Genomic DNA, 12,485 nt, shown 5'->3' with positions numbered 1-12,485 from the left:
ACTTACCTCACCATCAATCAAGTACACAATTACCATAGCGTCAACCTCATTTCAGCGACGTTCTGAAAGAGAGGCGGTGTGACATTTACAGTAAACACCGCCAACACCCTACATTTTCTGAACCTACGTCAAAGCTGCACGACGGAAGTTGTACACAGCCACTTGAGACAGAATAAATAGTGTAAATGTCACTACCAAGCCAGTCAGCATTACGGGCTCGTAGCCCTCAACCAATACAGAAATAAGTCGCGAAGAACCATTAAATAGAAAGTACATCGAGGCAGGAAGTATTAACAACCACTCTTTGCGAAAGGCACCAATTGCCGTAATGATCGCTAAGCTAAGCGTGGGGGCACCGAGAGTACGTAGGTTAGTGAAACCGTAATTAGTTGTGGCATCAAACCCTGCTGGACCATTAACAACTTCAGGGAAAAGCATAGTCACTAAGCCAGCCGAACCCAATATAAGTACAAATATACCGGAAAGAAATTGTGCGAAACGAATCATATTAAATATTCCATTTGGTTGATTAAATGAACAGAACGAGAACTCAAAGATCCCCTGAAAAATTCCTTATCATCTCTGCGAGACCTCAAGAGGCCCTTAGCTCGGATTACAGACCAAGGCAGTGCTACTAATTGACTGTATCAAGTTTCACTATTTTTGATTGCACAGGGGCAGAGTGACTAGCCTTCAGGCTTCCAGCAAACATCAGCAAGTAATGAAAAGTGACTGATTCATAGTCTTCAGCGGTATCAGCTATAGTTCGCCCTAGGAGGGTTCTAATCAAACCACCAGGACGATAACTAATGCTCGGCGGGCTAAACGCAAAACCAACATCACCATTAGCACTACCAATGAGCATGTATTCATTCTTTAGCCCCTCAGTAACAAGAGGGTTTAAATATAACGACATATCGTTAGAAAAGTACGCTGTTAAGACAAGGACTAGATTAAGCAGTAAGCCAACACTTTACTTGGAACATCCAGTCAAGGATTTGTACAAATCCGTCAAATCGCCTTTTTACGCATTTGGGAAGGGGCTACTTGATAGTGCTGTTTGAACACCCGGGAGAAGTAACTAAGCTCATCAAAACCACACTCCAAAGCAACTTCAGTCAGGCTAAGATCGCTATTGAGAATCAGCTGCTGTGCTTTCTCCATCCGTTTCGAGGTAATATATTTCGTGGCACTACTGCCATAGACTTGCTTAAATTTACGAGTAAATGTTGACTCGCTCATATGGCATAGAAAAGCTAAATCCGCCAGCTTCAGAGAGGAGTATAGGTGAGCTTGCACCACTTCCTGAAGTTTAGGCTGTTGCCTGATGAACAACTGCCCCAACATCTTCACAACTGTTCCACTGCTATCGAGCCTGGGGATGAGCTCTACTAATTCTCGAACCTTTAATACCACCAGTGGCTCACTGAATACTTCTGGCTGCTGGATATAGTCAATTATGCTACGCATATAGTTGGAGAGCAGTACAGATTCCTGCAGGCGCTCAGCCGAGGGGGGCTGATTATTGGACTTATTATCCTCCTTAACAGCAGCCCTACTTTCGCCATTATTACCAAAGACATCAGGCATACCACTTGGGTAGAGTCGCTGTAATAGCTCTGACGTTAGCCGAAAACCGACGAAATTAATTTCATTGTTTATTCCATCTTCATGCCACTGATTAATAAAATTATCTGTCTTCATTAGCACAGTGGCACCTGGGCTCAAGGTAAGGGTTTCATCACCACAAACCAGGGTTGAACAGCCACTAATGACGTAAACCAGCCTTGCCTCATCAACTAAACGGTCTTGATAACTTAACGGTGCCCTGAATTTACGCTGACCAATTACCATTTTCCCTTGTATTTTAAATACAACCGATTCTTCACTGTCTGGCATAAATTATTATCTTTATCAGGGACTCAATCATTTGCAATAGAACATGAAGCATATCAACTTTTCAATCAGAGAAAACGACCAATCAGAAGTGATTACCATAGCTTCTCTGGCAGGGGAACAAGTTAAATCCAGGGGCTATAAAGAACATGCTCTACAAAGAATCTTCTATACCTAAGAAACTCAAAAGCCTCTGAAAGGAATAAAACAACATAAGGAGCCACTGAACAACTCCGTGATACCTCTGGCATGCAGAGCGGCACATTCCAGGCGCAGCTTCGCAGGAATGTCTAGACCTCTCAAGAAGTTGCTACACCACCGCGTTAACTTCTACCTTATTCCCTACTGGATCAAAAAATACTAATTGCCGTACATTGCGTCCGGGCACATCCATTAGGTGATTGGAGACTCCCAATGCATCCAGACGCTGCTTAACCGGCTCAAGCGCATCTGTACGGAAAGCTATGTGATCCAGGTAGGGTTTCTCAGGCTGGTCACCACTCACCTCACCATCTATTAAATGCAAAATAGCCCTACCATTGCCATAGAGCCAAAATCCATTACGCTTGAAATTTGGCCTCTCACCCTCGGTCAGGCCGAGAACCTGGGCATAGAAGTCCCGTACCCGCTTTAGGGTTTCCATAGGAGCAGTAATATTGACGTGATCGAGTTCCATCTGTCTTCCCTAAGTTACAAGGCACATCCTTGTGCCTGATTAGCAGTAAGTTATCTATCTATAACTTACACAATACTCTTGTTCCGCAATTCTTCTACTTGCTCGTCACTTTTACCAAGCAAATCTCGCAATACTTCCTCAGTGTGCTCACCCAATACTGGCGGCGCCTGGGTGTAGTCGAGTGCGGACTCGGAGAAGATTACAGGGTTGCGCACGGTCTTCACCTTTCCAGCTTCCGGATGATCCTGCTCAACCACCATACCCCGGGCCTGTACTTGAGGATCAGCAAAAACCTCCTCCAATGTATTAATAGGCCCACAGGGAACATGAGCATCACTAAGATGCTGGAGCCACCAAGCGGAATCGCGCTTACGAGTCGCCGCTTCAATCTGCGGCACCAATTCTTCACGGGCCATTACCCGCGCTGAGTTAGTCCCGTAGGCAGGATTTTCTGCCAGTTCTTCTACGCCCGCGATTCCGCAGAAGCGTTTAAACTGGTCATCATTACCCACTGCCAACATAAAATAGCCATCTTTTGAAGGGACTGCCTGGTAGGGGACTATATTGGGATGGCCGGTACCCTGTCGCTCAGGGCTTTTACCAGAGGTAAGGTAATTTTGGGCTTGGTTAGCCAACCATGAAACCTGGGTATCCAATAAGGCGAGGTCGATATGCTGGCCAACGCCCGTATGCTGCCGGTGAACAACAGCTGCCAATACAGAAGATACCGCGTACATCCCTGTCATCAGGTCGGCTACTGCCACCCCCACCTTTTGCGGGCCCGCACCCGGTTGCCCTTCCGGCACACCGGTAATACTCATCAGACCACCCATTCCCTGGATCATCGCATCATAGCCTGCTCGATTTTTGTACGGGCCAGTTTGCCCAAAACCTGTAATCGAGCAGTAGATAACACCAGGATTGATCGCCTTGATGGATTCATAATCCAGGCCGTACTTTTTCAGCCCATCTACTTTGTAGTTTTCAAGAAGAATATCGCAGCGGGCTGCCATCTCCTTGATCAAGGCCTGGCCATCTTCAGTAGTGATATCTACGGTAACTGATTTTTTTCCGCGATTGGCACTTAGGTAGTAAGCGGCATCGGCAGTGTCATTTCCCTTCTCATCCTTTAGGTAGGGAGGGCCCCAGTGGCGAGTGTCATCCCCTCGCTCCGGGCGCTCTACTTTAATAACCTCAGCCCCAAAATCAGCAAATACCTGCCCAGCCCAGGGTCCGGCGAGAATACGACTTAAATCGAGTACCTTTAAGTGTGCGAGTGGACCTGCCATAACTTCCTCATATCGCTTACTTGCGGGTTAACCGCATATTTTTGCGGCAGCCTAACAGATAATTTGTGCCCGCGCCCTGATTGGCGTCTGTAGATATTCGTCTTAAACTTAGGAGTCTCTGAATAAACCCGCGATAAGGCTAGCTTACGGAGCGATTCATAGTTAAGGCGCGACCTCGCAGCAATGCCTGGACCTTGCAAGAACTCGCAACGCAGAGATATTACGGTTTTGTTCAGCGGCTCCCCTGATTGTGCAATAAAAATAAGGAGGCACAGCATGGCCGCAATAGAAGCGCAAAAATTTGAATCTTTTCGTGAGTTTTATCCATTCTACTTACAGGAACATAGCAACCTCACCTGTCGTCGGCTGCACTTCTTTGGTACCAGTCTGGTGTTCGCGACAATAATTGCGGCTGTAGTAACTTCCAATATGTTGTGGCTGGCAGTTACTCCTATCGCGGGCTACGGGTTTGCATGGATCGGGCACTTTTTCTTTGAAAACAACCGCCCGGCAACCTTTAAGTATCCGTTCTACAGTTTTATCGGGGACTTTGTTATGTTTAAAGATATGCTGATCGGACGAATCGACCGCTAAACAAACTATTTTTTATTGGCCGACAAACCGTATTTCCGCAATTTGTTGGCCACAGCGGTATGAGAAATACCCAGCTCCTTAGCCAGCTCCCTGGTTGAGGAGTGACCTTTGATAATGTCCGCCAGCAACGCCCTCTCCAGCTGCTCCATCATTTCCTTATAGGTAAGTCCACGGCTCCAGTCCCGCCAGGGAAGTTCCGCCTTAACCATTAAATCCGGCACATCCGCACAACTGATCGACGCCGCCCCTCTAATCAAGCATTGACTGGATGCGGCCATTAAATAGTCCCTGAGGCCGTTGAAGTTATCCGGCCAGTCATGGAGTTTGATCAACTCCATCACCTCGCTATCAAAATTGAGCTCACTAGCCTCTGGAGACTCCTGGCGCATTAAAGTACTGGCATAGCGCGGCAGAACCGGTCGCATATTTCGCAACGGGGGCAAGGACATCGCTAACGACGAAAAGAGCTGCGCAAGTGGCGGCGCAATAGATTCCCTATCAATAGCGGTGGCCACCAATCTCAGCGATGCCGGCAAATTGCGGAGTTTTCTCAATAAATCAACTTGAGCTTCTGTTTTGAGAGTATGTAAATCCTCAAGAATCAAAGTACCCGTTCGACGAAGATGTGAAGGCAGCTGCATAGCCCCGTCACGTGGGATAATTCGATAGCAATCAGCCCTTGAGGCCGACGGGGAGAGGTAATGCACCGCACAGGCAAACGTTGTCTTTCCTGTGCCCCGCTCACCCAGTATCAACAGAGGTGCGCTGAGTTCAGATAAGTCCTGTAATTGGAGGCAACTCCTTCGACGCAAATCAAAATCCCACAACACCATCGGTCTTGGCAGCTCAGTGACAAACTCGCTGATATCCCAAGGCTGTAAACGCAGTACCGCCCCAGCCAGTGAGTCAACCGCTCCGGGATTTCCCTCCAGAGTGATTGGGGACCAGTCCACACGAAAACTCTGCCCCCTTACCACCAGAGGCAGTCCGTAGCGAGGCACTGCAAAATCCCGCAGCAATTCTGCGACCTGCATAAGCGGCAGGAATCTCTGCAGCTGTAGACCAGGCACCTTGTCCAAGCTCACACCGAAGGCCCTTGCCGCTGCCAGATTGGCAGCGACCACCCTGCCCTCGCGATCCACACTAAGAACCGGATCAGTCACATGACTCAGCAAAGTGTCCAACTCGAAATGACGTCGCTCCAGGGGCAGTAGAGAGATCCTCCGCACCCGCTTAACTCCAGGAACCTGGTGCAGGGACTTCTCGATTGTCTGGTATTGAGTGGCAAGCATCCCGGGCGCTATCAGATAGACCTTATCTCCACTGTCACCCCCGAGCTCACCAGAGGTCACATTTATCCGATATTTACCGAAAATTTGCATTATTTCGTGCAAAATGCCGACACGATTTGCACAAGTAATCTCTACACGCACAGCGTCACCTGTAAAGAAATGTTTACAGAAAGTGTAAATTGAACTCCCCAGAAGGCGCAATAGCTCGCCGCTACCTCTCCCCACCAAGGGCACGCCTGGCTAAAAATAGAGGTCGAAACATAACAACAACAGGTTCAGCGGCAGGTGCTGGGCACTGGGAATCAGCGAGAGCTACCGAGCCGCAGGAGAGACATTCATGAAGAAAGAAGCAAAGAAGGCAAGCAAGTACGTTGCCCGTGAGCCCAATGAAGACGGCTTTATCGAGTATACCGACCTTGAACACCAAACTTGGCAGCGTCTGATTGAACGCCAACTGGATGTCTTACCTGGCCGCGCCTGCGATGAATATATGCACGGCCTGGAGCTGTTGGACCTACCGAAAGACCGTATCCCCCAGCTCGAGGAAATCTCCAGCGTGCTGCGCAGGGAAACTGGCTGGGAAGTCGCCCGGGTTCCCGCCCTTATCGGCTTCGAAACCTTTTTCGGCCTTCTAGCGGATCGCAAATTCCCAGTTGCTACCTTTATACGCACTCCCGAAGAATTTGATTATCTGCAAGAACCAGACATCTTCCACGAGATTTTTGGCCACTGCGCCATGCTCACCAACCCAGCATTTGCAAACTTCACGCAAAAATACGGACAACTGGGCCTTAAAGCCTCGCCTAAAGAGCGCGCCTATTTAGCCCGCCTCTATTGGTTTACAGTGGAGTTCGGCCTGCTGAACACCGACGATGGTTTGCGCATTTACGGTGGCGGCATTCTGTCTTCCCCGAAAGAGACACTCTACGCACTGAGTCACCAACCAGAGCGCTACGATTTAGACGCGGTTACCGCACTGCGCACCCCATATCGCATCGATATTGTTCAGCCCATTTACTATGTTCTCAACAGCTTGCAACAGCTGCAGGAACTGACAGAAATTGACCTGATGGCCAAGGTCCGCGAGGCCATTGAGCTGGGACTATTCGAACCCCGCTTCCCGCCCAAAGACGCAGCCTGATCTGCATTCAAGATTGGGCGGCCAACTTCCGCCCAATCTTACCTCTACTAAAAAGCTCCCCCAGAAGCGTTGCACATCTAGGGAAATTCCACTACCAGCACTCTCCCCCTGAGCCTATCGTATCTGCAGTAGGTGTGATGGTAGTTCGATGACTTTCATCCAATAGCCCCCACACCCACTCGCCCAAATACCGTTAGGGGTAGCCAGGGAGGCAATGCAATCAGCGCAAGGACACAAAACCCCTACCTTATAGGGAGCGCATAGCACTATGTCCTCACTTGACGCGATTGATAGAAAACTTCTTGCGATTCTGCAATCTGACGTCAGCCTTTCGATCGAGGAGCTGGCGGAGCGTGTGGGCCTGACAAAAACCCCATGCTGGCGCAGGGTGCAGAAACTGGAAAAGAGCGGCATCATTCGACGCAAAGTCGCCTTGCTTAATGCCGAGATTTTAGGACTTCCGGTCTCAGTGTTTGCCCAGGTTAAAACTGACCAGCACACACCGGAGTGGGCCGACAACTTTGCCGAACATATGGCACAGCTGCCAGAGGTAGTGGCTTGCTACCGTATGGCAGGCGACTACGATTACCTGTTGCGAGTGGTAGTTAGCGATATCACGGCCTACGACCGCTTTTACAAGGAGTTAATCCGGCATGTCGGCATCAGCGATATTGTCTCCAACTTTGCCTTGGAACAGATCAAAAGCACTACCGAGTTACCGATTCCATCCGGTGAATAAGGTCTCAGCACAACCACTTGGTAGGCACATAGCTCTTTCAGCTGTTCGCACATCTATGGATAATGGTTAAATCTCGCTCACACACAAGGATGGCCTGTGGCGGACAGCTCCCTTTTCCAATCATTCTTCTTGATCTTTAGTGGCGCAGCAATTGTTGCCTCACTGGCTCTTTTTGGACGACAACCGCTTCTGGTCGCTTACATCGCTCTCGGTGTTTTACTCGGCCCATCCGGCTTTGCAGTAATCGATAACCTGCAACTTCTATCCGATATGTCCAGCGTTGGGATTATCTTCCTGCTCTTCCTGTTGGGGCTGGATATGCAACCTCAAGCGCTGGTAGCTGTATTGCGCAAAGCTACATTTGTGGGAGTTGTAAGCTGTGCGATCTTCCTCGGCCTTGGCTTTGGCATAGGCTTGCTGTTTGGATTTACTACCGTTGAATCCTGGGTAATCGGCATGGCGCTGATGTTCTCTAGCACCATTATCGGTATCAAACTGCTTCCCACGACCGTACTTCACCACAAGCACTTGGGTGAACTTATGGTGGGACTTCTTCTTTTTCAGGACTTTGTGGCAATAGTCTGCCTAATGGTACTGCTGAGTGATAACACCGGCGACGAACAGATCTGGCAATTGGCTCTCTCCTTTGGATCGCTACCACTGCTGATACTTTTTGCTTGGCTAATAGTAAAATATATTTTATTACCACTTTTTACCCGCTTTGACCGCTTTCACGAATACGTATTCTTAATGGCACTTGGATGGTGCATGGGAATGGCAGAGCTGGCGGAAGTTGTTGGCCTTTCAAGAGAGATCGGCGCATTTATTGGTGGTATCACGCTGGCTGCCAGCCGGATTTCACAGTACATCGCCCTCAGCCTTAAACCTCTGCGAGACTTCTTCCTGATCCTGTTCTTTTTCAGCCTCGGAGCGCAATTCAAGCTGGCCATGCTGCCCGAAATTCTACTTCCTGCCCTGGTCACAGCCGCCGCAGTTCTGGTAATAAAACCCGTTGTATTTCACTTCCTGCTTGGAAATCGCAGTGAGCACAAAGTGCTCTCGTGGGATATTGGATTTCGACTTGGGCAAATTAGTGAATTTTCCCTGTTAATCGCCCTGCTCGCTTATACACAAAACCTGATTGGCAGCGCAGCATCACATTTAATCCAGGCAACCGCGATCCTTACATTCCTGGTGTCGTCTTACATTGTGGTGATGAACTTTCCCAATCCCATTGCAATCAAGGATGAGTTGCGAAGAGACTAAACCTCTTAGTCTCTTCCTGTAGCGGGATTTAGCAGACCACTGCAATCGACTAACAATGGTGACAGCTTATTAAAGCTTAAACACTCTCTCTGCATTCTTATACAAGAAGAGTTCCGCAACCTCATCCTCCAACTCCAGAAGGTGCATTTCCTTTAAGCACATCTCCGGTGTCAGCATGGGATAATTAGTCCCGAACATCACCTTATTCTTACCGTGAGACTTGATAAATGAAACCAACTCACGGGGGTATCTTTTTGGCTTATAAGCAGAAGTATCTATGTAGACATTGGGAAACTTGGTCGCAAAAGCAATCATTTCATTGTGCCAAGGATACCCAATATGGCCGCAGACAATCTTTAGATCGGGAAAATCGAGAGCAATCCGCTCAATATGGGCAGGACGGCCAGAATCAGAGCTACGCAACGGCCCGGTAAGGCCCACTTGCAAACAAACTGGCACCCCCAGCTCAACACAAGCCGCATATAGCGGATAATACAAAGGGTGAGTACAAGGCAACTCCCAGAGCCACTGCACAATGCGCAGCCCTTTAAAGTCATGTTCCAAAACGTACTTGCGCAGGGTTTGCACAGCCTCTACTGGCTTTCGCAAGTCCACTGATGCCAGACCGCAAAACCTGTCAGGATGAGTTAAAGTAAGATCCAGTACTTCATCATTGCTTATCAAGGCTCCGCTCGGGCCATGCCAAGCAGAAATCAATGACTTGGACACATCTGCCATATCCATAGCTGACAGGGTCCACTCAAGGGGCACTTCTTTAAAATCCTGCCCCATCCAACGCTTCAAAGTATCAAAGAAAGGTTCAGCAAGAAAACGCTCTGTAGGATGCTGGGCCCAAACATCAATCACTTTCATGTTAGCAACTCCCTGCTATTGCAAGCCTTCCCTCTATTCTCTGGTAGCACAAGTATTACCAGTGAACAGCTGCACCCTTTTAAAGAAAATTTATTGGCTATTTACTTGAGAGGCATCGCCACACTACTAAAGAAATCTCTCTCCTTAGAAAAGGAAAACGCTAAAGATGTAACTTTGCCCATAACCCTATCACGGTCAACCAAGCCCCAATATCTCGAATCCAAGCTATCGTTGCGATGATCTCCCATGACAAAGTACTTACCTTCAGGGATCTCAATAGTCTTCCCAATATATGGCAATTTCTTATTACCACTAAGCTTGAACTGATGCTCCCTGCCATCAATGACTTCCCTACCCAGGATGTCCGAACCCACCCCACTTTCCAGGTGATACTCAAGCTGAGCTCCATTAACAAACACATTCGCCCCTTCAATACGTAAGCTATCACCAGGGACGCCTATTACACGCTTCACATATAGTTGATCAGTGTGAGGTGGCAAAAAGGTAATAACATCTCCTCTGGAAGGGTTCCCCCATTGAGCAACTTGCTTATTGAAGAAAAATAAACTTGGCCCATAGCTCGTCTTATCTACCCACAAAAAATCACCAGGATGAATAGTAGGCTCCATAGACCCACTTGGTACTGGAGACCAATCGGCATACGCTGACTTGAAAAAGTACATAAGAAATAGAAACAATATTGCACCGCGGTTGTTTCTTACCGCACCCTTAAAACTAAACCCACTCATTCCCTAAACTCCTTTCCCAGGGCAACGCACCACTTACAACTGATCACTCAGAAATAACAGAACCTCTGAAAACTAAAAAATCAGCCTCTAGCCTTCATTAGGTGGGACATTATCCTTATCAGAACGTTCGAAAAGGATTACCCTATTTGCAGCACATCCGTACTAAAAGGGAGCCATAAATATCAAAGGGCACTCGTATTACACAGCGCTTACAAATTCGGATAAAGCTCCAAAATTTTTTCCCTTAGCCATCGATGAGCTGGATTTGTTGTCTGCGACTTATGCCAGGTGAGCTGAAGTACTACCTTTGGAAATGCCATTGGCAGTTTGAGCATACGTATGGGGAGCTCTTTATAATAGCTTGAAATCATCATTCTCGCTGGTACAACGCCAATTAAATCGGTTGTGCAAACCACATAGGGGAAAGACGAGAGGTGTGGGACTCGTAAACAAATATTGCGCTGTAACTTTCTAGGCCTGGCTAGCCTTTCCATTGGAGAGCCCATAGGGTTTCCTCTTAATAGGGATACTTGTGGCAGCGATTGGAATTTTTTTTCACTGATTGTCTCACCCACATTTTTATTATGTTTGCTGACAATAATCACAAGCTCTTCTTCTGCGATAGGCTGGTTAATATAGCTGGGGGAATTGACAGGTAGGTAGTCAATGATTAGGTCTACTTCCCCATTACTCACCATTCTGGCTGTCATTTCTGACTCATCGGGGAGTACAGTAAGCCCGATGCCGGGTGCAAATTCTCGCAGCCATTTGCAGAAGCCGGGGATCATCAGAGTTTCCACCACATCGGGCATAACGATGGAGAATTCCTGCTCTGCTTTCCGGTAATCAAAAGACGCTTGCTGGAAGCCTGAGCGGACGGTGTTGAGTGCCTGGTGAATAGAGGGGTGCAGTGCCAGTGCGCGTTCAGTGGGGCGCAATCCCCTAGCGGTCCGTATAAAAAGCTCATCTTCATAAGTAGCTCTCAACCGCTTGAGGGCAGCACTGACGGCCGGTTGGCTCATATACAGTTTTACTGCAGCTCTGGTCAGGTTTCGCTCGATCATAAGTGCTTCAAAAACGGGGAGCAGATTTAAGTCCAGTGATCTAAGATGCGTAGACATTATCAACCTGATGAATAATGCATTTAATAATTATTTATTAGACGATACATGATGTCCCTAATTATATTTATCGTCAATAGCATGAAAAACCGTAAATACTATAAAAAGTCAGGTGAAATATGTCGAACATGCATGATACGGCGGCTTTCAGAGAGCAATATAGAGCCTATGCCCAAAGCCGCTATAGCGGCTGGCTCCATTTAGGGAGTATTCTACTGATCAGCCTAATCGGTGCTATTTACTGTATTTTTCAGATAAGTGAGCTGAGGGCGCATGAACTGCTAATAATTCCACTGGGAATTCTTGCTTACAACGCTGTAGAGTATGCTGCCCATCGCTGGTCTGGGCATAATAAGTTGAGATTTACCAAACTGTTTTACAAGAGGCATACTGGCGATCACCACAGTTTCTTTTCTGCACCTTTGCTGTCTTTTGAGTCAACTCGTGATTGGCGTATAGTACTGTTTCCAATCTATCTAACAGCTGTTATCACTTTTATTCTGGCACCACTTTGTGGTTTTTTTCTATCCTGGGTGGCTTCAGGTAATATGGGATATATCACAGCAGCAACCATGATATTAAATCACCTGGCTTATGAGCTAATGCATATCGGTTATCACCAGCCCAAGAGTCACTGGTTTCATAAAGTGCCAGTGTTTCGTGAGTTAGCCCACTTACACAGAATTCATCATCACCGTAAACTAATGAAAATTTATAATTTCAATTTAACTTTTCCGCTATTCGACCTTTTATTAGGCACTTTCTATTGGGAGCCGCAGGATTCCTTTGACGACTTTCGCGACTGATAGTTTGTAGATTACTTGTACCTTATTACGCACTAGGTTCTGC

General features: G+C 47.6%; 13 protein-coding genes. 5 read left to right on the top strand and 8 right to left on the bottom strand.

All coding sequences use genetic code 11. The annotated features are described in order from the left end of the window. Nucleotides 1-123: 123 nt before the first annotated feature. The 4 genes from ACG1BZ_RS10680 to ACG1BZ_RS10665 all read right to left on the bottom strand — a co-directional run bounded on the left by ACG1BZ_RS10680 (nucleotide 124) and on the right by ACG1BZ_RS10665 (nucleotide 3,861). Nucleotides 124-507, bottom strand: coding sequence for a hypothetical protein (locus tag ACG1BZ_RS10680; protein WP_413665620.1), 384 nt, complete (start codon nucleotides 505-507; stop codon nucleotides 124-126). Between the two features lie 504 nt (nucleotides 508-1,011). Next, nucleotides 1,012-1,899 carry a helix-turn-helix domain-containing protein gene (locus tag ACG1BZ_RS10675; protein WP_413665619.1) on the bottom strand — a complete coding sequence of 296 codons (888 nt, stop codon included), beginning with the start codon at nucleotides 1,897-1,899 and terminating at the stop codon, nucleotides 1,012-1,014. A gap of 307 nt (nucleotides 1,900-2,206) precedes the next feature. After that, nucleotides 2,207-2,572 (bottom strand): VOC family protein, encoded by a 366-nt coding sequence (locus tag ACG1BZ_RS10670; RefSeq protein ID WP_413665618.1) that lies wholly within the window; start codon nucleotides 2,570-2,572, stop codon nucleotides 2,207-2,209. A 65-nt stretch (nucleotides 2,573-2,637) separates the two neighbouring features. Then, complete coding sequence (locus tag ACG1BZ_RS10665) at nucleotides 2,638-3,861, bottom strand: CaiB/BaiF CoA transferase family protein (protein ID WP_413665617.1); 1,224 nt, start codon at nucleotides 3,859-3,861, stop codon at nucleotides 2,638-2,640. A 276-nt stretch (nucleotides 3,862-4,137) separates the two neighbouring features. On the opposite strand from ACG1BZ_RS10665, the gene ACG1BZ_RS10660 reads away from it, so the two are divergent. Further along, nucleotides 4,138-4,455: an Mpo1-like protein gene (locus ACG1BZ_RS10660; protein WP_413665616.1), complete on the top strand. Its 318-nt coding sequence runs from the start codon at nucleotides 4,138-4,140 to the stop codon at nucleotides 4,453-4,455. Nucleotides 4,456-4,460: 5 nt separating this feature from the next. On the opposite strand, the gene ACG1BZ_RS10655 is transcribed toward ACG1BZ_RS10660, so the two are convergent. Next, a complete protein-coding gene (locus tag ACG1BZ_RS10655; protein WP_413665615.1) occupies nucleotides 4,461-5,888 on the bottom strand; it encodes a TyrR/PhhR family helix-turn-helix DNA-binding protein in 1,428 nt (475 codons plus the stop codon). Nucleotides 5,889-6,084: 196 nt separating this feature from the next. On the opposite strand from ACG1BZ_RS10655, the gene phhA reads away from it, so the two are divergent. From phhA to ACG1BZ_RS10640, 3 genes are all read left to right on the top strand, one after another. Continuing rightward, nucleotides 6,085-6,888, top strand: a complete 804-nt coding sequence (phhA, locus tag ACG1BZ_RS10650) for a phenylalanine 4-monooxygenase (protein WP_108733440.1) — start codon at nucleotides 6,085-6,087, stop codon at nucleotides 6,886-6,888. Between the two features lie 268 nt (nucleotides 6,889-7,156). After that, nucleotides 7,157-7,627: an Lrp/AsnC family transcriptional regulator gene (locus ACG1BZ_RS10645; protein WP_108733441.1), complete on the top strand. Its 471-nt coding sequence runs from the start codon at nucleotides 7,157-7,159 to the stop codon at nucleotides 7,625-7,627. A 96-nt stretch (nucleotides 7,628-7,723) separates the two neighbouring features. Beyond that, nucleotides 7,724-8,893 carry a cation:proton antiporter gene (locus ACG1BZ_RS10640; RefSeq protein WP_413665614.1) on the top strand — a complete coding sequence of 390 codons (1,170 nt, stop codon included), beginning with the start codon at nucleotides 7,724-7,726 and terminating at the stop codon, nucleotides 8,891-8,893. A gap of 69 nt (nucleotides 8,894-8,962) precedes the next feature. Here the strand turns inward: ACG1BZ_RS10640 and ACG1BZ_RS10635 are convergent, their stop codons facing one another. The 3 genes from ACG1BZ_RS10635 to ACG1BZ_RS10625 form a co-directional block, all read right to left on the bottom strand. Next, the gene (locus ACG1BZ_RS10635; protein ID WP_413665613.1) at nucleotides 8,963-9,766 is read right to left on the bottom strand and encodes an amidohydrolase family protein; all 804 of its coding nucleotides are present in this window, start codon (nucleotides 9,764-9,766) and stop codon (nucleotides 8,963-8,965) included. Nucleotides 9,767-9,867: 101 nt separating this feature from the next. Next, nucleotides 9,868-10,515: a signal peptidase I gene (lepB, locus tag ACG1BZ_RS10630; protein WP_413665612.1), complete on the bottom strand. Its 648-nt coding sequence runs from the start codon at nucleotides 10,513-10,515 to the stop codon at nucleotides 9,868-9,870. 209 nt (nucleotides 10,516-10,724) lie between these two features. Further along, complete coding sequence (locus ACG1BZ_RS10625) at nucleotides 10,725-11,636, bottom strand: LysR substrate-binding domain-containing protein (protein WP_413665611.1); 912 nt, start codon at nucleotides 11,634-11,636, stop codon at nucleotides 10,725-10,727. A 119-nt stretch (nucleotides 11,637-11,755) separates the two neighbouring features. Here ACG1BZ_RS10625 and ACG1BZ_RS10620 point away from each other — a divergent pair, with 119 nt between their 5' ends. Then, nucleotides 11,756-12,442 (top strand): sterol desaturase family protein, encoded by a 687-nt coding sequence (locus tag ACG1BZ_RS10620; protein WP_413665610.1) that lies wholly within the window; start codon nucleotides 11,756-11,758, stop codon nucleotides 12,440-12,442. Nucleotides 12,443-12,485 lie beyond the last annotated feature (43 nt).

It is taken from the genome of Microbulbifer sp. CNSA002, from assembly GCF_047324085.1.
GTDB lineage: Bacteria > Pseudomonadota > Gammaproteobacteria > Pseudomonadales > Cellvibrionaceae > Microbulbifer.
This window is presented reverse-complemented; position numbering and strand designations above follow the sequence as displayed.